A 24831-nucleotide genomic window follows, 5' to 3' on the forward strand; every position below is an offset into this window, starting at 1 on the left:
GGGATGGTCCTGATGCTTTATTGGCTCACCGAGTTTTCGGATGGTGGCGACGTGTTCAACCTGTTTCGCTACATCACCTTTCGCTCGGGCGGGGCGTTCTTCACGGCACTTCTGTTTGGTTTCCTGTTTGGAAAGCCGCTGATCAATATCCTGCGTCGCAAGCAGGGTAAGGGGCAGCCAATCCGTGATGATGGGCCGCAGAGCCATCTGGAAAAACAGGGGACGCCGACCATGGGGGGGCTTTTGATCCTCTCGGCGCTTCTGGTGGCGACGTTGCTCTGGGCGCGGCTGGACAATGCGTTTATCTGGATCACGCTGTTTGTCACCTACGGGTTCGGGCTGATCGGGTTTGCGGATGATTATGCGAAAGTGTCCAAGAACAACACGGCTGGCGTGTCGGGCAAGATCCGGCTGGCACTGGGGCTGGCCATTGCCGCCATTGCCGCCATCTGGGCCTCGGCCTACCACCCGGAGGCTTTGCGGTATCAGCTGGCATTTCCGTTCCTGAAGGATGCGCTGCTCAATATGAGTTTTCTGTTTATCCCCTTCGTGATGATCGTGATCGTGGGGTCCGCCAATGCGGTGAACCTGACGGATGGTCTGGACGGGCTTGCGGTGATGCCGGTGATGATTGCGGCCGCCACGCTGGGCATCATTGCCTATGCGGTGGGGCGGGTCGACTTTACCGAATATCTCGAGGTGCATTATGTGCCGGGCACGGGCGAGCTTCTGATCTTCACCTCGGCCCTGATCGGCGGTGGTTTGGGCTTTTTGTGGTATAATGCCCCCCCGGCGGCGGTGTTCATGGGGGATACCGGGTCGCTGGCGCTTGGCGGAGCGTTGGGTGCCATCGCAGTTGCGACCAAACACGAGCTGGTTCTGGCCATTGTCGGCGGTCTTTTTGTGGTCGAGGCCCTCTCGGTCATCATTCAGGTGCTTTACTATAAGCGCACCGGAAAACGCGTTTTCCTGATGGCGCCGATCCATCACCATTTTGAGCACAAAGGCTGGAAAGAGCCGCAGATTGTGATCCGGTTCTGGATCATCTCTCTGATCCTTGCGCTGATTGGTCTGGCAACGTTGAAGATTCGGTGATCGCAGAACATAAACGCTGTGGCTCTGTCCCCGTCGGATGCCTCCGGCGGGGATATTTTTTGCAAGAGGAAAAGGGCGGGGCTTTTGTTTCGGTCGTTGCCGATTTAAAGCGTTTCGACGTTTCAGTCGGAGTATGGCAAAAGTCGAACCGCCTGGACGAAATGGGTTGTGAACATCTCCAAATGCAGTTTTGATCCAATCCAGTCTGGAAATGCTTTAGCGAAGAGACACAATGATGGAGGCAGGCGCATGATCCCGGTCAAAGGTTATGAAGGTCAGAAGGTTGCGGTCCTGGGGCTGGGGCGTTCGGGTCTTGCGACGGCCCATGCGCTGGAAGCGGGTGGAGCGGTTGCGCTGTGCTGGGATGATGGGCAGGAGGCGCGCGACCGGGCCGAAGCGCAGGGGCTGAGCCTGCATGATGATCTTCACAAGGGCAATGCGTGGGAAGATGTTTCGGCGCTGATCGTCAGTCCCGGCATTCCGCATCTCTATCCCGATCCCAATAAACTGATCGCGCGGGCGATGGAGGAAGGCGTGCCGGTGGACAATGACATCGGGCTTTTCTTCCGCAGTTTTGCCACTCAGGAATGGGACAATTTTGAAAAGCTGCCAAAGGTGGTGGCGGTGACCGGGTCCAATGGCAAATCCACAACCTCGGCGCTGATCCATCATATGATCGAAGCGGCGGGCCGGCCGGCGCAGCTGGCGGGAAATATTGGCCGTGGGGTTCTTGATATTGATCCGGCCCATGATGGTGAGGTGGTGGTGCTGGAACTGTCGAGCTATCAGACAGATCTTGCGCGGGCGCTGACACCGGATGTGGCGGTGTTTACCAATCTGTCGCCTGACCACCTGGATCGCCATGGCGGGATGGGCGGGTATTTTGCCGCGAAACGGCGCCTGTTTGCTGAAGGGGGACCAGATCGTGCGGTGATCGGTGTGGATGAGAAAGAAGGTGTGTTCCTTGCTGGGCAATTGTCCGAAGGGGCCGCGGATGACAGGGTGATCCGGGTGTCCGTGGCGCGCAAACTGTCTGGTCCCGGGTGGCAGGTCTTTGCCCGCAAGGGGTTCTTGTCTGAGTATCGCAAAGGCCGACAGGTGGCATCAATCGACCTGCGGGCGATCAAGGGGTTGCCGGGTAGCCATAACCACCAGAACGCCTGCTGCGCCTATGCGGTGGGGCGTGCATTGGGGCTGGCACCGCGACAGATCGAAGCGGGGTTTGCCAGTTTTGCCGGCCTGCCGCATCGCTCGCAATTGGTGGGGGAGCGGGATGGCGTGGCATTTGTGAACGATTCGAAAGCCACCAATGTGGATAGCGCCCGCGCGGCCCTTGCGGCCTTTAAAAATATCCGTTGGATTGCGGGGGGGCTGGGCAAGGAGGGTGGCATTGAGGGCCTGAAAGATCAGTTGGGCAATGTGACAAAAGCCTATCTGATTGGACATTCGGGGCGTGAATTTGCTTTGCAAATCGGGGATTTGCCCCATGAAATCTGCGATACGATGGAACTCGCCGTGAGGGCTGCGGCCCGGGATGCGCAGGACGGTGATACCGTGCTTCTTGCCCCGGCTGCGGCATCTTTCGATCAGTATCCGGATTTTGAGAAGCGGGGGGAAGATTTCACCCGTCTTGTTCGGGCGCTGCTCTGACATTCCGTTTGGATGTGGAGATGGGGAAAGGATTTCCACGTTTGCGATAACGGTATTCAGAAGTATGCAAATACCCGAAAAAATAACGTGTTTATAAATACTTGCAATGTGTGTCGGCTCTGTTAACGCTTCCGTTCAGGAGGTTGCCCCGATGCGGATGTAACGACATCGCCGGGGTGGAAGGAGAAGCGTGCGATGTTTCCATTAGCAGATCACCCGGACCGCTATGGTCTGGCCAATGAACTACATGCCCGGCCTTTCCCGCCGGTTCAGGCCCCTGCCGTTGCGGCCTATCTCGCCGTGAAACCTGCTTCGGATGCGGCCAGTCGCGACCGGGATGCGGATCGTGCGCATCTGATCGAGCTTTTGGATCGCCATGGCGCCCCGCATCCGCAGCCCAATGCCAGCCATTATTACGGGCAGATTGGCCGTCATCACCTGAAATGGGAAAGCCATACCGAGTTCGTGACCTACACGGTTTTCATGGACGGGCTTGCAGATCGCCCCTTTGATCCTTCGAAATTTGATGTGTTTCCAGATGATTGGGTGGCGCGTGCGCCGGGTGTCCGGGTTACGTCTGCCCTGATCCAGATCCAGGAGCAGCCCCCGAAGGAAGAGATGTGCAAGGCGATCTCTGAATGGTTTGTTGCGGAAAGCGTGGCGGTCAGCTGGGTGCTCGACCGGGCGGCGATCCTGATGGGGGATTTTCGCATCGATCCGGCGGGTCATATGCGGTTTTCCGTGTTTACCGCCCCCGGAACGGGACGTCGGCGCATCGGCCGTATCGTGCAGCGGATTTGCGAGATCGAGACCTATAAGTCGATGTCCATGTTCGGTCTGACGCGCGCGCGCAACCTGCATTCCCGCCTCGGCGCGCTGGATGGAGAGCTGTCCCGGCTGGTGCAGAAAATGGGTCAGGGGGGCGATGCGGCTTCGACCCTGGATGAGCTTTTGTCGATTTCGGCGGAGCTGGAAGATCTGATGGCCAGAACGTCGTTCCGGTTCGGCGCCACCCAGGCCTATCGCGCCATTGTTGATCAACGTATCGAAGTGTTGCGCGAAGAACGGTTCGAGGGGCGCCAGACCTGGCAGGAGTTTATGATGCGCCGCTATGATCCTGCGATGCGCACGGTGGAAAGTGCGGAACGCCAGCTCACCGCCATGGCGCAGCGGGCCAAGCGGGCGGGGGACCTGTTGCGTACCCGTGTTGATGTCGAACGCTCTGCGCAGAACCAGGCATTGCTGGAAAGCATGGACAAGCGGGCGCAGTTGCAGCTGCGGCTGCAAGAAACGGTCGAGGGGCTGTCCGTGGTGGCGATCAGCTATTACGCGGTTTCGCTGGCCAGCTATTTTGCTTATCCGCTTGCCAGTTGGTTGGGGATTTCCAAGGGGATGCTGACCGCGGGGCTTACGCTGCCGGTTGTGGCGCTGGTTTGGATGATGGTGCGCCGGATCCGCCACTCGATCGAGCATTGACGGCGCGCAGGACCGCACGGTCCATGATCAGCGCGCCGGTGATGATCGCCGCCAGAACGAACAGGGCCGTGCGCAGCGGGGCAACACACCTTTTGGGGTCGCAAGTGCCATAAGGGCCACCACGCCAAGCACCGTCAATGCCCGCAGATTGCCGCTGCCGGACAGCACCATCAGCCGCGACAGGTACCCCCGCGTCAAAACCATCCCCGCGCCAAACAGCGCTCCCCCCCAGCCCGGTTTGCAACAGGGGCAGCTGGGCCGTGGACTTGTCCCGGTTTAGTTCCGGACCAAGAGCTCTCATGTTAAGCGGCTTTCCGTTCGAAAGTCACGGGGCTTTTCCAACCGAGGGCTGAGTGCCGTCGGCGTGGTTGTAAAAACCGTTGATGTACTGGAACAGCGCCAGTTCGTATTGCCGGCGAATGTACCAGGGTTGCGGCCAGGCCAGCTCGGCCTTCAGTGTTTTGAAGCAGGTCTCAAGGGCAGCGTTGTCATAGCAATTTCCCTTGCCGCTCATCGAGATCTTGAAGCCGCGCTGTTTCAGCGGCTTCTGGTCCTCATGCGAACAATATTGGCTGCCGCGGTCGGTGTGATGGATGCAGCCTTTCGGGGGGGCAGATTGATCGCCATGAACGGTAGCCACGATCGGTTACTCCAGGCAGGCCAGCAGAGCTGGCGCTGGCTGAGTTTACCGTCGTACTGGTCGATGAATGCGACCCTCACGTCTTTTGCCTCGCGAAAAGGCCGTGGCCTTTTTTAGCACGTCCCTCTCCTCCTTCAGGATGTGGTTCTCCCGTCGAAGCCGTTCATTCTCCCGTGCCAGATCCTGATCGGGCCCGGAAACAACCGCTTCTTCGTCAAAGGATGTGATCCATTTGTTCAGCGTTGAAAGGCCCCCCCAAATCCGCAGAAACCTGTCGCCGCGTCAGGCCGCGCGTCAGAGCGATACGCACCGCATCCCGCTTGAACTCTTCACTGTGTCCGTTTGCCATAGTTCTTCTCCTTCAAGGCAATATTGCTCTCAAAGGGCCGGAACTGAACCGGGACAAGTCCACTACGACCGATGCCCTAAGGTCTTCCTCTCGGCAATCGCTCTCGCCGCCATCGTCATTTATTGGCTATGACGCCTGACCCTAAAGCAGGTTTTCGCATTTTCAGCAAATTGGCGCCTTATGTGGCGGGTGGTTTGACGGGGTGTTCGAGGGGCAGTTTCGGATTTGGGGGCACGTGAATTTGCTTCTGTCTGAGCAGGTTTGTTGGGTTGACTGCGTAATGGTTAGTATGCAAGTGCATGTTAATAAAAAGAAAAAATGAGAAGCTTGACAGCCGGAGTGGTGAAGCCCTTTCATATGAGAGAGAGGGACCCGATGGGAAAGTCTATTTTTGCAAAGTTTTTTCGAGCCATTTGCCTGATCCTGTTCTGGGGGATGAGCTTTCTGGTCGTGTTTCCTTTTCTCGCCTACAGTCTTGGTCTGTTCTCGTTGCTGCCGCGTAATGCCATGGCCGTTCTGGGTGTGCTCATCGTGGTTGCCATACTCGGCGTGGCAGGATGGTCCTTCCGCCAGGCATTGTGGTTTCGCCGCCCGAAAATCCTGCCCCTCGCGCTTCTGATCATTGGGTTCTTGTTGTTGCAGCCCTTTGCATTTGTCCGGGAAGCCTTTGGGGAATGGCAAATGGGCAGCCTTCTTCTGACCATTCAGGAAAACCAGGCCAGCACCATGCTAAATGTGGGGATCCATGACTTCACGCCCCAGCTGATCAAGCAGATCACCTACCTGCTGCTCGCGACTGGTGCGGCCCTGTTCCTGCTGAGCAGTTCACGCACAGCGGCACGGCAGATCAGCCTTGTGGGGGTGGTGGCCATTCTGTCCAGTCCGGTCAGCGAATACGCGCTGCGCCTGATCCTGCCCGTGCCGGCGCATGCGCTGGCGGTGGAGCGTTTTCTGGCAGGCCACCAGGTCACCCAACGCCCCGACCGGCAGAAAAACCTGGTCATTGTGTATCTGGAAAGCCTTGAACGCACATATAGCGAGATCGACGAGACTCGCGCGGCCTATGCCCCCTTTAGCGAGTTTGAGCGGCAGGGGCTGGCCTTCAACAATATCGTTCAGGTGGCCGGGACCCAATTCACTGCGGCCGGCTTGGTGGCAACCCAATGCGGCGTGCCGCTTCTGGCGCGTGGGGTGTTCCATGTCGGGCGTAAGATGAAGGCCAATGAGGATGTGATCCCGGATTTCACCGAATTCCTGCCCGGTGTGACCTGCCTTGGCGATATCCTGACGCGGGACGGATACAATGCCTCTTACGTGAACGGGTCGCGCCTGACGGTCTTTTCCAAAGGGGCGTTGTTTCGCAGCCATGGCTATCAGCGGGTGTTCGGGCTGAGAAGCTATGACGGCTGGGAGGAAGAGCCACGCACAAATCTGTGGGGCATGAATGATGATCTGCTGTTTGAGCGGGTGAAACGTGAGTTGGGTCATCTGGCCGCACAGGATGCCCCCTTCCTTCTGTCGACATTGACGCTTAGCACCCATGGGCCGGATGCCCTGCTGGATGAGGCCTGTCTGGCTGAGGAGACAGCCCTGTCGAAACTGCCTGCTGCCATTGCCTGCAGCGGGGCGCATGTGGCGGATCTGATAAATGAGATCAAGCGGCTTGGCATCTGGGACGATACGATAGTGCTGTTGGCCAGCGATCACCTGGCCGCCCGCAATACGCTTTATGACCAGCTGAGTGCCCGCAAGGAGGCGCGGCGCAATCAGGTCACGTTCCTGAATGCAGGATCCGTTCGGCAGGTGGACCGGCTTGGCGGCATGGTCGATATCTACCCAACCATCCTCGAACTACTGGGGTATCAGTTGCAAAACGGAACCGCAAATATGGGCACGTCCCTGCTGAGTGATCAGCCCAATTTTGTGGAAACCCATGGGGTGGAGGGGTTCAACGAAAGTATCCGGGGAAATTCTGATATGCAGGAATTGTTATGGTTGGCACAGGGAACGCGGGCTGCTAGCATTACCCTCGATTGAGTTTACCAGTTGTAAGCAATGGATTGAGGCAGACGCTCAGTGAGCGAGACATTTGAGGGACAGACAAGCTGACGCATATGTATATTCACACACGGTAAAAAGTGTTGCGCTCTTGCCGCTAGGGAAAGGGCAGGCCAGTAAAATCTGTGGTTTTGATGTGTGAAATGTGGCATTCATGTTCCAAGGGGGATGGGGTTATGAGGCATTTTGGCATGAGAAATGTAGTTTTGATGGGCGTCCTGCTGGCTGGCCTTGCCGCATGTAGTGATGTCAACTTTGGCGAGTTTTCTTCGACCGGTGACAGCGCGGCGTCCGTAAAAGACAGTTCCAATGTGGATTATCATCCGAATGATCAGCATATTGTCTCTGGCCGCATGCAGTTCAAAGAGGGCAATTACGGCAAAGCCTACAGACATTTCAAAAAAGCGATTGATGTCGCGCCGCAGGATCCGCAGGCCTGGCTTGGATATGCGGCCTCGGCTGACATGTTGCGCCGTTTTGACAAGGCGGATTTCGCGTATCGGAAGTTGCAACCGGTTATCGGTAACCGCATCGAATTTCTGAATAACTACGGCTATTCTCACCTGCTGCGCGGCAATCTGACCACGGCGCGGAAGTATTTCCTGAAGGCCTATGAAATTGATCCCTCGAATGAGTTTGCCGCAAACAATCTCGAATTGCTGCGCAACTCGGTCGCGTATCAGCGCCGGGCCCCCGGTGATCTGAAAGGTATCTGACCACGGGGCCTTTGCGCGGGACCTGTGAGCAGGTGACCATGGGCGAAACCGGTTTTGACATAATGCGGATCGCGGCGTCTTTGCTGATGATCGCCTGGCTGTTGCGGATCGGGATTGGTGATTTCCTGACCCATCGCATTCGCAACGCCGATGTTCTGGTCCTGGTGGGCCTGTTCCTTTTGTGGTCGGCGACAGGCATGTTTCACGGGCTTGCGAGCCATCTGATGTCTGGTGCCGTGCTTTTTGTGATTGGGTATGCGTTCTGGTTCCTGCGCTTGATGGGAGGAGGGGACGCCAAATTGTTTTTCCCGGCCGGGCTGCTTGTGGGCTGGCAAGGTCTGGGGCTTTTCGCGCTGGCACTGCTTGGTTTTTCGGTTCTGGCACTTCTTGTGGTGAAAAGCGGTATTGGGGCGTCGGGAACCGGGCGGATCGGGCAACGCCTGCGTGTGATCCGCGACAGTGGCAAGGTTCCCTACGGCGTGCCAATCGTTTTGGCAGTTATCGTTGCAACCGATTTTTGGTAAACTGCACCTTATTTTACACCGCAGTCCGTGCGGACAATCCCTATCCCATGGCGCTTTTGAACAATTCGGGATGACGTGAAGAGGGGCGAAGATGAGATTTCTTAAAGATACAGATGGATATGTTCTTGTCCTGACCTTGCTGTTTTTGCCGGTCTTTCTGGGCATGGCGGTTTTGGTCATCGACATCAGCCGGGGCAACAATGCCCATTCCGATCTTCAGGCTGCGGCCGATGCGTTGGCGCTTGCGGGGGCGGTTGAACTGGATGGCGGATCCGACGCGATCACCCGGGCCAAGGCGGCGATGGAGAACGTGGATAACACAGTCCATTTCCTGGGCAATGATGCGAACAACATGCAAACTGTCTTGGAATATGAAGACGTCGCGGACAATGAATTCACCGTTATTTTTCTGCGGGATATTCCGCCTAATGACCATGATCCAATTGATCAGGCCTGGGTGAATGCAAATGCCACCACCGATGGGACGGACGCCGAATATGTCTATGTTTCCGCCCGTTCCGAGGATCTGTATTCGATCTTTTCCTCGGTGCTGAAACCGCTGATCCGAACCGTTCCGGTGCGGGCAAATGCGGTGGCGATGTCACAAAGCGCGGTCTGTGATGTGCCCCCTCTGTTCATCTGCAACCCGTTTGAGGGGGAGGGCATTACCGACCTTCAGACCGCGTTTTCCAACGGGCTTTTGCATGGGCGGATCCTGAAACTTCACGCCAAGCAGAACCAGAATGACCCGGCGGGTCCGGGCAATTTCGGGTTTTTGCAAACCAATGGGACCTCCAGCGCGGCAGATATCCGGGATTTCTTTGCGGGCGCGCCCAATCCAACCTGTTATGAGTCAGATACGGTTGACACAAAGCCCGGTTATGCCACCTCAATTGCAACCGGGTTCAACATCCGATTTGACATCTATGATGCGCCTTACAGGAACGCACAGGATGACTATGGCCCTGCCTATAACGTGCGGAAGGGGTATAAGCCCGGCACCGGAAATTTCTGCCGAAAACAGGCGCTGGTTGACCCGTCTACCGCTGATTTCATGGGCTTTCCCGACAATGGCACCATGGGGTCGCCGACCAATGGTGCTGGCGGTGTGTTGGTGGGGAGCCCGGATGATTACGGAACCTTTACCACCCCCGCCGGGCCCGGCACCTGGGATGAATGGGACATTTCGACCTATTGGTCGGTCAACCATCCCGCAAATCCAACAGGGCATACGGTTGTCGAAAGCACCTTTGACCATCTTGGGCTGCAACCGTCGCGCTATGATGTCTATCGTCATGAGATTGAGACCGAGCTTGCCAGTGCCAATAATCTGGTGGCGGAAAACTCGACCGGGGGGGAGACCGGCTATCCGAAATGTTCAGACCCTGACAACAATGTGGACCATGTTCCGGCCTATGACCCGGCGGACCCGTCTGCCCCGACCGGCACCAAGGACCGCCGCGTGATCATTGCGGCGATCGTGAACTGCCTGGCCAATCCGTTTAACGGGCAGGCAACGTTGCCGGTGAACAGCTATGCCAGCATCTTCATGGTGCGCCCGATCGAGAAGTCGTCGAACAATGGCAAGGGCAACCAGGATGAGGATGCGACCCTGCGCGAAGGTGGGACCATTGATGTGGAGTTTGTCGATATCACGGGGTTTGGCGGGAACGGCACCTTGGACACGTTTATCCGCGCCGAATCGATTCTCGTCAGGTAAATCGAAAGATTTAATCCATCTTTACAGAGGCTTAAATCGCACGGTTTATGCGCTCAAAATTTAGGCAAAAAAATATCACACGTTAACCATCTTGGGGTTGGTAAAAATGCGACAATCGCCCTGTTTTCCGGGCTTTGTTTCAGAAAATGTCCAGAACGTGCTGAAATTATGTCATTTTTTTGACGAAAACTTCGAAAACTGTTATCGTGTTCATATTGAAATGTCCGTTTTTTACGATGGTTGCCTGTTTTTAAAAGTTAACTGGACGGCGTTTCGATTTTTGGGGAACAGGGGCCCATTTCTTTTTTTCGCCCCTACGAATTGGGAGTAATTTTAAATGAGTAAACTGATCGAAAAACTGGTTCTGCGTTTTCGTAAAGATGAAGACGGGATTGCGTTGACAGAATATCTCATCCTGCTGGGACTTCTTGCATCTGCCGTGATTGCGGCTGTTCTGTTGTTCGGCGATGAACTCGGTGCAAACTGGGAAACCTGGGCAAACTGGATGCGGGATGAAACCGACCTCCATGCACCGGCTGTAACCGGATCTGGCGGCTGATAGGCCCCACGCCTGAGGCAGGGGACTTGCCCATTGGAGGAACGCCTTTGCGGCACGCCTTCCTTTGCGGCAAACCGGTCGACCCGGCCCTGCTGGCGAACAAGTACACATACATATCAGCAATGACCGCCTTCCTGTGGTCATTGCTATCGCGACGGTAGGAGGCAGTCATGCGTGCGACAACGGTCGTCAGTTTATTGCTGGCGTTGGTTTTGGCTGGGCTGGCAACATTTACAGCTCAGATTTGGTTGAACACAGAGAGGGCTCAGATCCTGTCTGAAGTCCTTCCCGCATCAGAAGAAGAGCAGGAGCCACAGCAGAAAATTGTCGTGGCCCGGACCGTGCTGCAATTCGGTCAACGCCTGACGCGTGACAAGTTGCAGGAAATTGACTGGGCGGCAAAAGACCTGCCAAACGGGGCGTTTACCTCCATTGATCAACTCGTGTCCGATTCAGAGGAACACGCGCGGTTTGTCGTTTCCTCCATGGAAGTGGGGGAACCTGTTTTTGTCAGCAAAATCACTGAACCGGGGCAGCGTGCGAAACTGTCTACGGCGCTGACGCCGGGGATGAAAGCGATTTCGATCCGGGTGAATGATGTGCTGGGTGTGGCGGGATTTGTTCTGCCCGGGGACCGGGTGGATATCATGCTGACCCGCAGCCAGAGCAGCGGCTCTTATGTGGATGTGTTGCTGCAGGGGGTAAAGGTTCTGGCGATCGACCAGATTGCAGATGACCGCAAGGACAAGCCCAGCGTGGTGCGCACCGTGACCTTTGAAGTCAGCACCGAAGAGGCCCAGAAACTGGCCCTTGCGGCCAATGTCGGGACCATGTCCCTGGCGCTGCGCAATATCGGCTCTTCCGAGACTGAGACCCTGCAGCGTGTGACCACGCTCGACCTCGTGGATCCGCAGGTGGCCGAGGAGCTGCGTTTGCAAAAAGAGAAGGCAGCCGCGGAAGAAGCCGCACTGGCTGCGGCTGAAATGCTGGAAACCGGCCCTACCGACACCGAACTGATGCGACAGGAGGTCGAAACGTTGCTGAAAGGCTTCATGAGCGACATTTCCGGGCGCCTGAATGAAGTGGAAACAAGTATTGACCAGGCAAATACAGTAAACTCGGAGCCGGTGAGAACTGTTGTGGCTTCCTCTCCGCCGCCCAAGCCTGTGAAGGCAAATGTTGGTGTTATCCGGGCTGGCAAGCGTAGCAATTATCTTGTGCCACGGGTTGACCCTGCGGCACCGGCGACCGCAGAGTAGATTATCGTCGGGTTCGGGATGGAATGAACAGAGGCGTGAATTGATCGAAATGGGACGGGCAAAAGGTAAATTTCTGATGAGCAGGATCTTGAGAAATCTGGTTGCAGCAGGATTGGTCGGCGTGTCGACGCTGATGATTGCCGCGCCAACAGTCGCGCAGGAAACGGTGCGTGAAATCACGCTGGGCGATGGTGTGGTGGACAAGTTCATCATCGCGCCGGGCCATGTGGTGACCGTGACGACCGACAAACCTGTGGCTGATCTGGTGGTTGGAAATCCGGACGTGGCGGATGTGTTCCCCCTGTCGGATACCTCGGTCTATATTCAGGCGAAGGGCAGCGGGTTCACCAATATCGCCATGTATGACGACAACAAGCAGTTGCTTGGGGTCATGAACGTGCGGGTGCGCCGCGACTTTACCGAATTGCAGAATGTGATCGACAGTTCGGTGCCCGGTGCGACCGTCAGCGTGTCGAATGTCAACAACCGCATTCGCCTGACTGGTGATGTGCGTGACAATGTGGCGTTGGAGCGGGTGCTGCAACTTGCCTCACAATATTCCGAAGAACCGATCATCAACGGTATTCGCGTGCGCAGTGGTCAGCAGGTTGAGCTGGATGTGCGTATTCTGGAAGTGCAGCGCAATGCCGGCCGTCAACTTGGGGTCAACCTCGCAGCGACCCGGTCTGACGGTCTGAACGTCTTCAACTCGGGTCAGCAGGTTCTGGGGCAGGGGGCAGCTTCGGCCGTTGCGACCCAAGGGACACCCTTTGGCACAATCGTCGGCAATATCCTGATCGGCGCAGGCACCCAGATCGATGTTGTGATCGACGCCTTGGAAGCCCGAGGTCTGGCGCGCCGTCTGGCCAACCCGAAACTGACCACCACAAGTGGTGTTCAAGCCAATTTCGTGGTTGGTGGCGAAGTGCCGATCACCCGCGCCGTGACCGGCGAAAATGGCAATACGGCGGAAGAAACCGCTTATCGTGAATATGGGGTGCGTCTGAATTTCCGCCCGGTGGTTCTGGATGATGGTCTGATCCAGCTGAGGATCCGCCCGGAAGTCAGTGACATTGATGAAACCCCGCGCAACGGGATCGGGTTTATCAGCCGCAAGGCCGACACCACCGTGTCTTTGCGCGATGGTCAGAGCTTTGCCATTGCCGGTCTTCTGGATGTCAGCAACACCCGTGGTGTTGAGCAATTTCCCTGGCTGGGACAGATTCCGATCCTTGGTGCGTTGTTCCGTTCGACCGAATTCCAGAAACGTGAAACCGACCTGGTCATTCTCGTAACCCCGCGCCTGGTGCGGCCTGCTGCTCCGAACGAACCTCTGGCCACGCCATTTGACACCAGCCGGTCGTCCAATGATGTCGAGCTGTTCCTGTTGGGAATGCTGGAGGTGGACAAACGCATGATCCGCTCCTTCCGCGAAGGGGACGGCGTGGTTGGCCCTTATGGACATATGGTAGATCTGGAGTTTGAAGATGGCTTGCTTGTCAAATAAGCGGGCGCTTGTCGCCCTTGTGGTCGCCGGTCTGCTGACGGGCTGCGCAGACTATCTGAACAACCGGGATACTGTCTCGGCTGCGACAGGGAACGCCATGGATGCCAATACGGCCATCCATGTCGTGTCTCCCTGGCCGCCCTATGTAGGGGATACAAACCTGACGGACGATAATTAAACCGCAGGTCACGCCGTAGATAGGCATGAAACGATTGTTGAGGGGTCAGGCGCGTTTTTTTTGCGTCAACGGGTGAGGTGTACCTTTTTTAATTTGAATGTGGATTACTCCAATGTCGAAACAAAGGAAAAATCTACGGGATTGCGATCAGGGGTCAATCTTTGTTGAAGCCCTGCTGGTCTTGCCGGTGATCACGCTGCTGAGCGTGGGGGTGCTGGAGTTCGGGAACGTGCTCTGGCAACGCCATCAGGTTCAGACCGGTGTGCGGGATGCGGCGCGGTATTGGGCGCGGTGCAAGGCTGATACAATTGCCTATGTCTCAAACTGCAATGAAACAAAGGCGCGCAATATTGCTTTTTATGGCACGCCCAATCCTCCCTCTCCGGCGGTGCTGAGGGTTCCCGGATGGGATGACGCAAGCGAGCTGATAATCCTGCCGGCCAAGGCCGACCTGCCCGGCGCCCCGGATGATGGGGATGTTGTCTATGTGGAAGCCCTGGTGACCTATCAGGATTCCCCCCTGTTCAACCTGTTGCAGATTGATGGGATTACCCTCTCATACGCGCATAACCAACGGTATATCGGATGGTAAGGTCTTGGACATATCGCCGGGGGGGGCCTGCCTGTCGGTTCTGGCGTGACCAGAGCGGGATCTCCTTTGTGGAGGGGCTTATTGTCCTGCCTGTCGTGCTATTGGTGTTTTCGGTGATGATCGAACTGGGGTTCGCGGTGTTCCAGTGGAACCAGACCGTGAAGGCGCTACAGCTTGGGGCGCGTCTGGCCGTGGTTTCAGACCCGTTGCTCAGCACCAGCGGCAGTCAGTGGACCGCCCTGACAGATTACGGCACCGCTGCGGCGGGCGATCCCGTGCCGGACAGCAACGTGTCGGCCAGTTGCGGGGCTGGTAAAAGCGAAGCCTGTCTGACCGACTCGATGAGGCGCCTGATTTTCGGCATCAACAGCAGTGGCGACATAGATGATCGGTGCGCGCCCGGTGAAGGGCTGATGCCCGGGATGTGTGATTTCAACACTCGGATCCGCCCAGAGCATGTCTGGGTTTCTTACCAGCGATCTGGTCTCGGTTATGTCGGACGCCCACTAGGCCCGGTTTTGACGGTTACGGTCGGAACCAGTGGGTTGAGCCTGAATTTGCCGTTCCTGGGCGCCCTGATCGGGTTGGACAATATGGCCATTCCGGCCCATCCGGTTTCAATCACAAGCGAAGATCTTTCCAGTATTTCCCCCTGAGGTCACATGAGCACAGAAGACAAAAAATTTAATCTTTTCAGAGTTCTCGTCGTGAGTTCTGAAGCAGAGCTGTCAGACGGGATCGAACATGTCATCGAAACCGTTCCGCAGTTTCGGGTGGTTCGCTCAAACGCCAACGCGCTTGATAAAGTGGATAAATCCACGCGGATTGATGCCGTTGTTCTGAGCGGCCATGAGCTTGATGCTGATATGTTGGAGCTGCTCAACCAGGTCCGGTTCCAGTTCTCCGGGCAGCCTGTGATCATTGTTTCGGACAAGCTGGACGAGGATCAGACCCGGCAGTTGATCAAGCTGCAGGTGCATGACTGGCTGACCCATCCGGTCAAACCGGAAAGCCTGATCAAATCGGTTGAAACGGGGATCCGGGGTGCGCGGATCGACACCAACCGGGTTCATGCGGTTGTGTCTGGCTGTGGCGGGGCAGGCGCGACCACCCTGGCGATTTCACTGGCCGATCTGATGGTTTCACATGTGATCAAGAAGGGGGAAAGTGTCGCCCTGTTTGATCTGGATTTTGCGACGGGAAACTGTGGCTACAGCCTTGATATGGTGAACAGCTACCAGCTTGATAAGATCATTGCCACGCCGCAGCGTATTGACGCGGAGTTTGCCAACCTTATCCAGGAAAAACAACGCACTGGCTATCATATCTATTCGTTCAAACGTCCCGAGCTTCTGACCGATGCAAATGGGTATGAGCTGGTCCTGCGGATGCTGGATGCGGTCAATCTGCAGCATGAATACACAATCCTCGATATTCCCTATTACGAAACTGAATGGCGTGATGATGTTCTGGGGGCGGTCAATTCCTGCACGCTGGTGACTGAGGCGAACCTGCCGGCCTTGAAGCACACGCTGGATACGCTTGAGAAGATCAAGTCGCTAAGGGACGGAGAGATCCCGGTGCAGATTGTGATCAACAAAAGCAAGTCCCGCCTGTTTGGCAGCAAACTGTCTGCTGGTCGCCTGAAAGAACTGTTCGGGGATGTGCCCTGTTATTTCATGCCCCGTGATGATGACCTGATCGAAGAGGCGCTCGATAGAGGGGTGCTTCCCAGTGAAATTTCGCAACGCTCCCGCTTTCTGCGTGGGTTGAAGAAATACCTTACCACATCGCTGACCCCGTCACTGGAGGCCCGATAATCATGCTGCGTTCTGTCTGGAAACTTCTGATCGTGTCTGCCGTCTTCCTCACTGGATTTGTGACCGCGGGGATGGGGCAAAGCAGCAAGAAAGTCCCGCGTGATCACGGGCCGGTCTCGGCCCAGATCGTACCGTTCGACAGCGCGGAAAAGGCGGGCACAATCATTATTTTCAACAAGGATCGCCTGCTTTACCGGGTGTTGGGGAACGGCACGGCCGAGCGATACAAGATCAGTGTCGGGCGCGATGGGTTCACATGGACCGGGACAACCTATGTCGGTGGGAAAAAGGAATGGCCCGCCTGGCGCCCGCCATCGGCGATGCGCGCCCGTCAGCCTGATCTGCCCGGTTACGTGCCTCCGGGACCATATAATCCGCTCGGCGCGCGTGCGCTTTACCTATACGTCAACGGCCGGGACACGCTTTATCGAATTCACGGCACAAATGATGCCGGATCGCTTGGGGGCTTTCAGACATCAGGCTGTTTCCGGCTGTCGAATGCAGATGTGATGGAGCTGTATTCGAAGGTCTCGAACGGCACCAAGGTGATTGTGAAATAGGGGAGGTTTCGGGGATCATGGCGGGACGATTTTTCAGAAAAGCGGAGCAGAAATCCGATGGCGTCGCAGCACCGGTTGAAACTGACCTCGTGCTGCGCGAACGGGAGATGACAGGGGCAAAAGGCGGCCCCTCAGCGGCGCAGGCCAAGGCGGCGCAATTGCCGGATTTCGTGTCTGAACGCGTTGATTTGCATCGGTTCCTGCTCGACAAGATCAATCTCGCGGTGCTCGATACGCTTGAGAAGGAAGAGTTGCATGATGAGCTGCGCCCGCTGGTGCGGGATTATGCGCGGATCAATGATTTTCCGCTCAGCACCAAGGAACTTGAGAATTTCATTTCCGACATTGCCGATGAGATGCTTGGCCTTGGGCCACTGGAGCCACTGATCGGCGATGACACGATTTCCGATATCCTCGTTGTGGGGCCAAACCGGGTTTACGTGGAACGGTTCGGGCGGCTGGAACAGACACAGGTGCGGTTCAAGGACGAAAACCACTTGATGCGGATCGTGCAAAAGATCGTGGCTTCGGTCGGGCGGCGTGTCGATGAAAGCTCGCCCCTTGTGGATGCGCGTCTTCAGGATGGGTCGCGGGTGAATGTGGCGATCCGGCCTGTGGCGGTGGACGGCCCGCAGGTGTCCATCCGTAAATTCTCACGCTCACCCTTTAGCCTGGACAGGCTGGTCGCCAATGGCGCCTTGCCGGGGCAGATGGCCAAGTTGCTGGCCGCTGCGGTCGAGGGCAAGGTTTCGCTGATCATTTCCGGCGGCACAGGCTCGGGTAAGACCACGCTTCTGAACGCGCTGTCGGCGTTCATTCCGCATGAAGAGCGTCTGGTGACGATTGAGGATGCGGCGGAGCTTCAACTGCAGCAACCCCATGTGGTCCGGCTGGAAACACGCCCGCCTTCGGTGGATGGGCGCAATGAAATCCTGCAGCGGGATCTGGTGAAAAACGCGCTCAGGATGCGCCCGGACCGGATTGTGATCGGCGAGGTGCGCGGCAGCGAAGCCTTTGACATGTTGCAGGCGATGAATACGGGGCATGAAGGGTCGATGACCACCATTCACGCCAATAATCCGCGTGATGCGCTGTCGCGGGTTGAGCAGATGGTGGGTATGGCCGGGATGCCGATGAGCCAGAATGCGATCCGCTCTCAGATCTCATCAGCCATCCATCTGATTGTGCAGGTGGACCGGCAGCGTGATGGCTCTCGCCGGTTGATGTCGATTTCCGAACTGACGGGCATGGAAGGGGATGTGATCCAATTGCAGGAAATCATGAAATTCGTGCGCACGGGGATCTCTGAGGACGGGGTTATCGAAGGTGAGTTTCGTGCAACGGGCATTCGCCCGCGGTTTCTGGATGAGTTGGAAACCCTTGGGTTGGTTCTGGACAAGAGCATGTTTGACCCCGCAAAAAAGGTGGAATGATCCGTGTTGCAGGCCCTGATATACGCATCCGTTTTTGTCGCAGCGCTGCTGCTGACCGATACACTTGCCCGTGCGCTTTTGCGGTCGCGGCGGGCAACGCGGGAAGTTAACAGCCGCCTTCGCCATCTGGCGCATTCGGACAATCAGAATTCCGCTTATGACACGCTGATCCTCAAGCGGGGGATCCGGTCTGATTTGGGGGCGCGGGTGATCCTGGATCGGCTGGTGCGCCTTTACAATCAGTCAGGTTTGGAAATGAGCCGCCCTCGCCGGATCAGTTACGTGCTGTTTCTGTTTTTAATCGGCTGGCTGATCGCCAGTGTCTTTGTCTCTGGAAAACTGCCCGTGCAGCTGGTTTTTGCATTCTGTTTCACAGGGCTGAACACGCTTTTGGCGCTTGCTGTCCTGCGCCATCGTCGCATGAAAAAGTTTGTCACCCAATTGCCGGGCACCATTGATGTGATCGTGCGGTCGCTGCAGGCGGGGCACCCGCTGAATGCGGCGATTGCGATGGTGTCAAAGGAGATGCCGGATCCGATCGGGTCCGAATTTGGCCTGCTCAGTGACCAATTGACCTTTGGCTTTGATATCGAAAGCGCGCTTGTGAACATGCAAAAGCGCGTCGGCGTGGATGAGCTGAAGTTGCTGACCGTGACGATCACGGTGCAGTCGGGAACGGGTGGGAACCTGGCGGAAATCCTTGAGAACCTGGCAGGTATGATCCGGGATCGCCTGATGCTGAGGGCAAAAATCAGGGCAATTTCAGCTGAGGGGCGTCTAACGGCCGTGATCATGGCGGTGTTCCCGTTTGGTCTTTATTTCGTGATCAAGCTGCTTGCTCCCGACTATTTTGATCCCCTGATCGACACTGGATACGCCACCACGGTGGTCACGATCTGCCTTATCATGATGGGGTTTGGGATGATTATTCTGAACCGCATGGTCAATTTCGATTTCTAGGCTGGAAGGAGCAGAGATGACACAACTACCTGTTCTTGCCGCGATTTTTCTGGCGGTTCTGCTGTTGGCGTTCAGTGTGGTGAACTATGTTTCCAGTAAGCGGGAAGTTCGCCGCAATATCGCGCGTATCAAATCCACGACGTCCGGGCGCAAACAGTATCAGCAACGCCAGTTGGACGAACTGCTCAGCGAAGAAAATGAAACGGCGCGGTATTTCTTTGAGGTTCTGCGCAATGATGCACCGGACAGTCTGAGACCCCGGCTGATCCGCGCAGGTTTCTTTTCGCGCCGGGCACCGATGGTTTTCAACCTGATCCGGTCCCTGGTCGCGGTAGCTGTGTTTGTGCTGATCTGGGTGGGAACCTACCTTTTGTCGTCATCTGTGCGCCCGATGGTGGTGCTCATGTTCGCCGTTGCCTTTTCGGGGGCGGTTTTCATCCTCGCCAATGTGGTGTTGGACAATTTGGGTAAGCGACGTGAGAGGGAGTATCGCAAACTCTTTCCCGATTTCATGGACCTGTTGATTGTCTGTGTGGATGCGGGGCTTGGGATCGACGCAGCCCTCGACCGGGTGTCGCGGGAGTTTCTGGTAACCAACCCTGATTTCGGCACCCATCTCAGCATTATCGTGCTGGAATTGCGGGCGGGGCGCCCCATTCATGAAGCTCTGAGCAATTTTGCAACTCAGGTAAATCTGGAGGAAGCCCGTTCTCTGGCCACATTGTTCCGGCAGTCGATTGAACTCGGCTCCAGCGTTGGCAAGACGTTGCGGGTGTTCAGTGCAGAGATGCGCACGCTGCGCATTGTGCGTGCCGAGGAAAAAGCCAATGCGTTGCCGGTCAAGATGTTGTTTCCGCTTGCGGTTTTCCTCTTCCCCGTCAATCTGGTGATCGTGCTTGTGCCAGTATTGATCGGGATCTTGAAAATGTTCATGACCCTGACCCCTCCGGGTTAAGACCCGGTCAGCGCGCCGGTTTCAGGACAAAAAAGGCCCCGTTCAGGGGCCTTTTTAGTGTTTGATGGCTGTGCTTAAAGCGTTTCGGAATAAACTTGAAACACAGGTTTATTCCGAAACGCCCACAACATTGTTATCTTTGACAGTGTGCCGACTTTTCCCTGTCTCAGGTGAACGTCGAAACGCTTTAGGTGTGGCAAGTGCCTTTACAGGGACAGATCCGTGATCTTGCGTTTGCGTCGTGCCACGGCCACGTTTTTCCAGGCCACGTCCAGGAAATCATCGCTAAGCTCCGCGGGTTGCCCAAGGAAGGCTGCAAGCGCCTTGACGTGATCAATCAGAAACCCCGGATGTGCCCCGGAAGGCACCACATTGCGCTTTCTATAGTGGCTGTCAAAGAACCGCCCCAGAACCGCCCCGTCGAAATCCAGTCCACGCACTTTGGCAAGATTGCTGAAAATATGCAGGTAATCCTCGCGGGTTGGACTGGGTACGAAGATCTTGAAATGGATCCGCCGCAGTGAAGCATCATCGGCGAGATCTTCGGGCAGGGTGTTGGTCGAGAACATCACCAATTGGTCAAACGGCACGCGGAATTTCTGCCCGGTATGCAGGGACATGATGTCGAAATGACTTTCCAAAGGGACAATCCAGCGGTTCAGGATCTCGGTGGGCGAGGATCTCTGTCGCCCGAAATCGTCGATCACAAACACGCCGCCCAATGCCTTGAGATGCATTGGTGCTTCATAAAGGCGGGAATGTTCGTCAAATTGCAGATCCAGCATATCGAGTGTCAACTCGCCCCCGGTGACCACAACGGGGCGTTCGATCTTGACCCACCGCTGGTCGCGGACCCGTTTTTCCGCCTCGTCCTCCTCCACCTCGTCGTGCAGTGTTTCGTCAAAGAAGCGGATAACCTGACTGCCGACGATAAAGGCGTGGGGAACAAAGATCTGTTGGGAAAACACCTTTCCCAAGGCTTCCGCGATCGAGGTTTTCCCGTTCCCCGCTTCCCCATAAAGCAGAACTGATCGCCCCGAATTTACCGCCGGACCCAATTGGTTGATCATCCCGTCGGGCAAGACAAGATGGGAAAGGCCGCGTTCCAGCTCTTCTCGGTGAATGACCTCATGCTTGATGGTCTGGTCCTTGATCTGCGCCCAGAATGCCTCAAGCGTGACGGGGGCCGGGCCGACATATTTCGACATGAGAAGCGCTTCATAGGCCTCTTTCTTGCCCCTATCGGTGAGCGCGTAGCGGATGTCCGATTTAATATCCTGACTTTCCAATCCGCGGGCTTCAATCAGGTGCAGCTCCTGCATCTTGTTCAGGATCTGTCGCACGAGTATGGGCGAGAGCTTTACAATGCCGGCAATCTGCGCGGCCACCATTGTGCCGCCTTCGTTCATGATCTTGGCAATCAGTCCAATCAGAAAATGTGTATCAAGGCCGGTTTCGGAAATTTCTTTCGGTGCGGTGTTGGTTTGAAAATCCTTCATAATCAATTCCTTTCCCCTGCAAGAAGCGTAGCGGAATACAGCGGGTCAGGCAACAAAACTCCCTTATTTGCAACGCATTTGCGAGGGGTCTTGCAGGGCGGAGGAGGGATCCCCATTGGCCGTCAAAAGTCGAGCTTTCTACAGGTCCTGATTGTCCGCGGGCGGAGCGGTGCCTGTCTTGGGGATCAGACCCTGCCGCTTTTTCGCGGGTGTTGACCACGGGGAAAGACGCCAAATTGACCTAAATCAAGGACTTGACGGGCGGCCTGCTCAATAGCTTACAAAAATTGTCTGATTAATCGCGCGCGGCGAGGCCCGGAATGGACATCAAACTAAAAGATCTCGCGGTCGGAGACAGCGCCAGCGTGGTGGGGTTCTGCCCCGGCGGATTGCCGTATCGCCGCAAGCTTCTGTCAATGGGACTGACCCTTGGCACCCAGTTCAGCGTAACCCGCGTTGCCCCGCTGGGGGATCCGGTGGAAATCAGGGTCCGGGGATATGCGCTCAGCCTGCGCAAGGATGAAGCCGAGGTGCTGATCGTGAAAAAGGTCTTGTCATGAGCGGTTTGACCATTGCCATCGCCGGCAACCCGAATTGCGGAAAAACCACGCTTTTCAACGCATTGACCGGAACCCATCAACAAGTGGGCAACTGGCCGGGCGTGACGGTGGAGAAAAAGGTCGGGTCCTTTTCCCACCAGGACACTCGGATAGATCTGGTCGACCTGCCTGGGGTCTATTCGCTGAGCATCGTCGGCGGGGAAACCTCGCTGGATGAGCGGATTGCCCGTGAGTTTATCCTGACGGAACAGCCTGATCTTGTGGTCAATGTGGTGGATGCATCGAACCTTGAACGCAATCTCTATCTGACCGTGCAACTTCTGGAAATGGGCACGCCGCTTCTGGTGGCGCTGAACATGATGGATATCGCCAGAACACGGCGCATCCATATTGATCTCGATGCGTTGTCGCGAAAGCTGGGCTGTCCGGTGGTGTCGACCTGTGCCGCCAGCAAGACCGGGCTGGAGGGGCTGGTGGAGCAGATGGTGGCGGCCGCGCGCAATCCAGAGCCCCCTCGTGCCACCACACGGTTTTCCGACCAGATTGAACAGGCGATCGACAGGCTGGATGCGGAAACCGGGTTCCACGTCGATGCGGGCAGTCGCCGATGGCTCGCGATCAAACATCTGGAAGGGGATGAGCTCTGCCCCACATTGGTTGATCCGGGCACCGCGGAGGCCGCAAAAACCTTACGGGCAGAAATCGAGGCGGAAAGCGGGATTGACGCGGATACGTTGATTGCCTGCGGGCGATATGACTTTGTCGCGGAGATCACCAGCGCCACGATGCAGCGCAGTTCGGAACTTGGCCGTTCGCTGTCTGAAAAACTGGATAGGCTGGTGTTGAACCGGGTGCTGGGCATTCCGATTTTCCTGCTGATCATGTATCTGATGTTCATGTTCACCATCAATATCGGTGGTGCGTTCATTGATTTCTTCGACATTTTGGCAGGCACCCTTTTTGTTGATGGGCTGGCCGCTCTTCTGGATCAGGTCGGTGCGCCGGGCTGGTTGGGAATCTTGCTGGCCACCGGGGTGGGCGGCGGCATCCAGACGGTTGCAACCTTTATCCCAATCGTGGCCTGCCTGTTTCTGTTCCTCTCGGTGCTGGAAGACAGCGGATATATGGCGCGCGCCGCCTTCGTGATGGATCGTTTCATGCGGATGATCGGCCTGCCGGGCAAAAGCTTTGTCCCGTTGATCGTCGGGTTCGGCTGCAACGTGCCGGCAATCATGGCAACCCGTACGCTGGACAGCCAGCGCGACCGGACACTGACCGTGATGATGGCACCGTTCATGTCCTGCGGGGCACGCCTGCCGGTTTATGCATTATTTGCAGCGGCCTTCTTTCCGACCGGCGGACAGAACCTCGTGTTTTTGTTGTATTTTCTGGGGCTTCTGGCCGCGGTTGGCACCGGGTTGATGTTAAAGGCTACCCTTTTGCCGGGGAAACCCACCCCGTTTATCATGGAACTTCCCGCCTATCACTGGCCCTCTGCGCGCGGTATTTTCCAACGCAGCTGGCATCGTTTGCGTGATTTTCTGACCGAAGCGGGGCAGGTGATTGTGGTCATGGTGACCGTGCTGGCCTTTCTGAACTCCTGGGGCACGGACGGATCCTTTGGGAATGAAGACAGCGAGGCCTCTGTCCTCTCGGCTGTGGGGCGCAACCTGACCCCGATTTTCGCACCCATCGGTATCAGCGAAGAGAACTGGCCCGCCACCGTCGGGATTTTTACCGGGATACTGGCCAAGGAGGCCGTGGTTGGCACGCTCAACACCTTATATACCGATCTGGCCGAGGATGGGGCAGGGGAGCCCGCTTCCTTCTCGCTTATGCAAGGGGTGGGGGACGCTGTGTCCACCATCGTGCCGAACCTGAAAGCAGGTCTGGGCATGGCAAGTGACCCGCTGGGTTTGAAGATCGGCGATGTCAGCTCTCCTGAAATTGCTGCGGCAGAGCAAGAGGTGTCCGGGACCGTTTTTGGCACAATGGCCACGCTGTTTGATGGTCAGGCCGGCGCATTTGCCTATCTTCTCCTGATCCTGCTCTACATGCCTTGCGTGGCGGCGCTTGGCGCAATCTGGCGTGAGACCAGCCCGGGATGGGCAATGTTTGCGGGGGGGTGGACCATGGCGATGGCCTATGGGGCGGCTGTTCTGTTTTACCAGATTGCGACCTTTGCCCGCCATCCGTTGGCGACAGGAATGTGGCTGGCCGGGATTTTGGGGGCACTGCTGGTCCTGTTCGTGCTTTTGAAACGGGCGGGGCGCCGCATTGGGGCGCTTGACATGCCGGGTCGTGATCCGACGGCTGGATCCGTTTGAAGAAGGAGAGGTCCCTTGCTCTTAGATCTCAGATCCTATGTGAAGTCGCGGCAATCCGTCAGCCTGCTTGAGATATCTAACCATTTCAGGCGCCCGCCCGATGCGGTCAGGGGAATGTTGGCACATTGGGTCGCAAAGGGTGTGATCCGCCGGCAGAACCTGAGGGCCACATGTGGCAGTTGCGCGAGCTCTCGTGATTGTGGCGGTTGTGACGTCACCGACAGTCTGGAGATCTATAACTGGGTCGGTTGAGGAAATCTTCCCGGTTATGCTTAAGAAGTTCTGGTTGTGCTTAAGAAGTTGTTTTCCTTTTATCCTTAAGGTTACCCCTGATCGCCCTGCCACAGGACCTGTTTGGTCACGTGGCGCCGGGTTTTATTGGAGGGTCGCTCGA

Annotated in this window: 23 protein-coding genes and 2 pseudogenes; 21 read left to right on the top strand and 4 right to left on the bottom strand. The window is 56.6% G+C overall.

The annotated features are described in order from the left end of the window. Positions 1–12 precede the first annotated feature (12 nt). From mraY to AKJ29_RS12960, 3 genes are all read left to right on the top strand, one after another. Entirely contained in the window at positions 13–1095 is a 1083-nt protein-coding gene (gene mraY, locus AKJ29_RS12950) for a phospho-N-acetylmuramoyl-pentapeptide-transferase (RefSeq protein ID WP_055192440.1), read from the top strand. A gap of 249 nt (positions 1096–1344) precedes the next feature. After that, complete coding sequence (gene murD, locus AKJ29_RS12955) at positions 1345–2745, top strand: UDP-N-acetylmuramoyl-L-alanine--D-glutamate ligase (protein WP_055191491.1); 1401 nt, start codon at positions 1345–1347, stop codon at positions 2743–2745. A 195-nt stretch (positions 2746–2940) separates the two neighbouring features. Then, positions 2941–4221, top strand: coding sequence for a DUF3422 family protein (locus AKJ29_RS12960; RefSeq protein ID WP_055191493.1), 1281 nt, complete (start codon positions 2941–2943; stop codon positions 4219–4221). Positions 4222–4248: 27 nt separating this feature from the next. Here the strand turns inward: AKJ29_RS12960 and AKJ29_RS20140 are convergent, their stop codons facing one another. The 3 genes and pseudogenes from AKJ29_RS20140 to AKJ29_RS20150 all read right to left on the bottom strand — a co-directional run. After that, positions 4249–4425, bottom strand: coding sequence for a hypothetical protein (locus AKJ29_RS20140; RefSeq protein ID WP_409360032.1), 177 nt, complete (start codon positions 4423–4425; stop codon positions 4249–4251). A 98-nt stretch (positions 4426–4523) separates the two neighbouring features. Then, a pseudogene (locus AKJ29_RS20145) lies at positions 4524–4831 on the bottom strand (integrase core domain-containing protein); the annotation flags it as partial. 134 nt (positions 4832–4965) lie between these two features. Beyond that, positions 4966–5210 (bottom strand): annotated as a pseudogene (locus AKJ29_RS20150) (transposase); the annotation flags it as partial. Between the two features lie 375 nt (positions 5211–5585). On the opposite strand from AKJ29_RS20150, the gene AKJ29_RS12975 reads away from it, so the two are divergent. From AKJ29_RS12975 to AKJ29_RS13045, 15 genes are all read left to right on the top strand, one after another. After that, the gene (locus AKJ29_RS12975) at positions 5586–7247 is read left to right on the top strand and encodes a sulfatase-like hydrolase/transferase (protein WP_055191495.1); all 1662 of its coding nucleotides are present in this window, start codon (positions 5586–5588) and stop codon (positions 7245–7247) included. A gap of 212 nt (positions 7248–7459) precedes the next feature. Beyond that, positions 7460–7984: a tetratricopeptide repeat protein gene (locus AKJ29_RS12980; RefSeq protein ID WP_175502305.1), complete on the top strand. Its 525-nt coding sequence runs from the start codon at positions 7460–7462 to the stop codon at positions 7982–7984. A gap of 86 nt (positions 7985–8070) precedes the next feature. Next, a complete protein-coding gene (locus AKJ29_RS12985; protein WP_235477557.1) occupies positions 8071–8508 on the top strand; it encodes a prepilin peptidase in 438 nt (145 codons plus the stop codon). Positions 8509–8599: 91 nt separating this feature from the next. After that, on the top strand, positions 8600–10228 hold the full coding sequence (locus AKJ29_RS12990; RefSeq protein ID WP_055191502.1) for a pilus assembly protein TadG-related protein: 1629 nt from the start codon (positions 8600–8602) through the stop codon (positions 10226–10228). A 337-nt stretch (positions 10229–10565) separates the two neighbouring features. Next, on the top strand, positions 10566–10787 hold the full coding sequence (locus AKJ29_RS12995; RefSeq protein WP_055191503.1) for a Flp family type IVb pilin: 222 nt from the start codon (positions 10566–10568) through the stop codon (positions 10785–10787). Positions 10788–10957: 170 nt separating this feature from the next. Further along, complete coding sequence (gene cpaB / locus AKJ29_RS13000; RefSeq protein ID WP_055191505.1) at positions 10958–12046, top strand: Flp pilus assembly protein CpaB; 1089 nt, start codon at positions 10958–10960, stop codon at positions 12044–12046. A gap of 76 nt (positions 12047–12122) precedes the next feature. After that, complete coding sequence (locus AKJ29_RS13005; protein ID WP_175502306.1) at positions 12123–13553, top strand: type II and III secretion system protein family protein; 1431 nt, start codon at positions 12123–12125, stop codon at positions 13551–13553. Continuing rightward, a complete protein-coding gene (locus AKJ29_RS13010; protein ID WP_139231478.1) occupies positions 13534–13731 on the top strand; it encodes a hypothetical protein in 198 nt (65 codons plus the stop codon). Before AKJ29_RS13005 ends, AKJ29_RS13010 begins: the two co-directional genes overlap by 20 nt. A gap of 112 nt (positions 13732–13843) precedes the next feature. After that, positions 13844–14323, top strand: a complete 480-nt coding sequence (locus tag AKJ29_RS13015; RefSeq protein ID WP_055191509.1) for a TadE/TadG family type IV pilus assembly protein — start codon at positions 13844–13846, stop codon at positions 14321–14323. Positions 14324–14391: 68 nt separating this feature from the next. Next, entirely contained in the window at positions 14392–14979 is a 588-nt protein-coding gene (locus tag AKJ29_RS13020) for a TadE/TadG family type IV pilus assembly protein (protein WP_200909161.1), read from the top strand. Between the two features lie 51 nt (positions 14980–15030). Next, entirely contained in the window at positions 15031–16143 is a 1113-nt protein-coding gene (locus AKJ29_RS13025; RefSeq protein ID WP_161805422.1) for a nucleotide-binding protein, read from the top strand. A gap of 2 nt (positions 16144–16145) precedes the next feature. Next, a complete protein-coding gene (locus AKJ29_RS13030) occupies positions 16146–16703 on the top strand; it encodes a L,D-transpeptidase (RefSeq protein WP_055191516.1) in 558 nt (185 codons plus the stop codon). Between the two features lie 17 nt (positions 16704–16720). Further along, positions 16721–18136: a CpaF family protein gene (locus AKJ29_RS13035; protein WP_055191518.1), complete on the top strand. Its 1416-nt coding sequence runs from the start codon at positions 16721–16723 to the stop codon at positions 18134–18136. 3 nt (positions 18137–18139) lie between these two features. Further along, a complete protein-coding gene (locus tag AKJ29_RS13040; RefSeq protein ID WP_074963800.1) occupies positions 18140–19096 on the top strand; it encodes a type II secretion system F family protein in 957 nt (318 codons plus the stop codon). Positions 19097–19112: 16 nt separating this feature from the next. Further along, complete coding sequence (locus AKJ29_RS13045) at positions 19113–20051, top strand: type II secretion system F family protein (RefSeq protein ID WP_055191522.1); 939 nt, start codon at positions 19113–19115, stop codon at positions 20049–20051. A gap of 206 nt (positions 20052–20257) precedes the next feature. Here AKJ29_RS13045 and AKJ29_RS13050 read toward each other — a convergent pair whose 3' ends face one another. Further along, the gene (locus AKJ29_RS13050) at positions 20258–21550 is read right to left on the bottom strand and encodes a hypothetical protein (protein WP_055191525.1); all 1293 of its coding nucleotides are present in this window, start codon (positions 21548–21550) and stop codon (positions 20258–20260) included. 320 nt (positions 21551–21870) lie between these two features. Here AKJ29_RS13050 and AKJ29_RS13055 point away from each other — a divergent pair, with 320 nt between their 5' ends. From AKJ29_RS13055 to AKJ29_RS18935, 3 genes are read left to right on the top strand one after another with little or no spacing between them, the layout of a single operon-like run. Then, complete coding sequence (locus tag AKJ29_RS13055) at positions 21871–22110, top strand: FeoA family protein (RefSeq protein WP_175502307.1); 240 nt, start codon at positions 21871–21873, stop codon at positions 22108–22110. Next, a complete protein-coding gene (feoB, locus tag AKJ29_RS13060; RefSeq protein ID WP_055191526.1) occupies positions 22107–24437 on the top strand; it encodes a Fe(2+) transporter permease subunit FeoB in 2331 nt (776 codons plus the stop codon). Before AKJ29_RS13055 ends, feoB begins: the two co-directional genes overlap by 4 nt. Before the next feature lie 15 nt (positions 24438–24452). After that, positions 24453–24689: a FeoC-like transcriptional regulator gene (locus AKJ29_RS18935; protein WP_074963801.1), complete on the top strand. Its 237-nt coding sequence runs from the start codon at positions 24453–24455 to the stop codon at positions 24687–24689. Positions 24690–24831: the final 142 nt, after the last annotated feature.

This window comes from Aliiroseovarius crassostreae, assembly GCF_001307765.1.
GTDB classification, from domain to species: Bacteria; Pseudomonadota; Alphaproteobacteria; order Rhodobacterales; family Rhodobacteraceae; genus Aliiroseovarius; species Aliiroseovarius crassostreae.

Coding starts and splice junctions, on each gene's coding strand:
- AKJ29_RS12985 (WP_235477557.1), top strand. CDS start 8,071: ATGATCGCCTGGCTGTTGCGGATCGGGATTGGTGATTTCCTGACCCAT.
- murD (WP_055191491.1), top strand. CDS start 1,345: ATGATCCCGGTCAAAGGTTATGAAGGTCAGAAGGTTGCGGTCCTGGGG.
- AKJ29_RS13015 (WP_055191509.1), top strand. CDS start 13,844: ATGTCGAAACAAAGGAAAAATCTACGGGATTGCGATCAGGGGTCAATC.
- AKJ29_RS20140 (WP_409360032.1), bottom strand. CDS start 4,425: ATGGTTTTGACGCGGGGGTACCTGTCGCGGCTGATGGTGCTGTCCGGC.
- AKJ29_RS12980 (WP_175502305.1), top strand. CDS start 7,460: ATGAGAAATGTAGTTTTGATGGGCGTCCTGCTGGCTGGCCTTGCCGCA.
- AKJ29_RS13035 (WP_055191518.1), top strand. CDS start 16,721: ATGGCGGGACGATTTTTCAGAAAAGCGGAGCAGAAATCCGATGGCGTC.
- AKJ29_RS12995 (WP_055191503.1), top strand. CDS start 10,566: ATGAGTAAACTGATCGAAAAACTGGTTCTGCGTTTTCGTAAAGATGAA.
- AKJ29_RS12960 (WP_055191493.1), top strand. CDS start 2,941: ATGTTTCCATTAGCAGATCACCCGGACCGCTATGGTCTGGCCAATGAA.
- AKJ29_RS13030 (WP_055191516.1), top strand. CDS start 16,146: ATGCTGCGTTCTGTCTGGAAACTTCTGATCGTGTCTGCCGTCTTCCTC.
- AKJ29_RS13010 (WP_139231478.1), top strand. CDS start 13,534: ATGGCTTGCTTGTCAAATAAGCGGGCGCTTGTCGCCCTTGTGGTCGCC.
- AKJ29_RS12990 (WP_055191502.1), top strand. CDS start 8,600: ATGAGATTTCTTAAAGATACAGATGGATATGTTCTTGTCCTGACCTTG.
- AKJ29_RS13055 (WP_175502307.1), top strand. CDS start 21,871: ATGGACATCAAACTAAAAGATCTCGCGGTCGGAGACAGCGCCAGCGTG.
- feoB (WP_055191526.1), top strand. CDS start 22,107: ATGAGCGGTTTGACCATTGCCATCGCCGGCAACCCGAATTGCGGAAAA.
- AKJ29_RS12975 (WP_055191495.1), top strand. CDS start 5,586: ATGGGAAAGTCTATTTTTGCAAAGTTTTTTCGAGCCATTTGCCTGATC.
- mraY (WP_055192440.1), top strand. CDS start 13: ATGCTTTATTGGCTCACCGAGTTTTCGGATGGTGGCGACGTGTTCAAC.
- cpaB (WP_055191505.1), top strand. CDS start 10,958: ATGCGTGCGACAACGGTCGTCAGTTTATTGCTGGCGTTGGTTTTGGCT.
- AKJ29_RS13005 (WP_175502306.1), top strand. CDS start 12,123: ATGAGCAGGATCTTGAGAAATCTGGTTGCAGCAGGATTGGTCGGCGTG.
- AKJ29_RS13045 (WP_055191522.1), top strand. CDS start 19,113: ATGACACAACTACCTGTTCTTGCCGCGATTTTTCTGGCGGTTCTGCTG.
- AKJ29_RS13050 (WP_055191525.1), bottom strand. CDS start 21,550: ATGAAGGATTTTCAAACCAACACCGCACCGAAAGAAATTTCCGAAACC.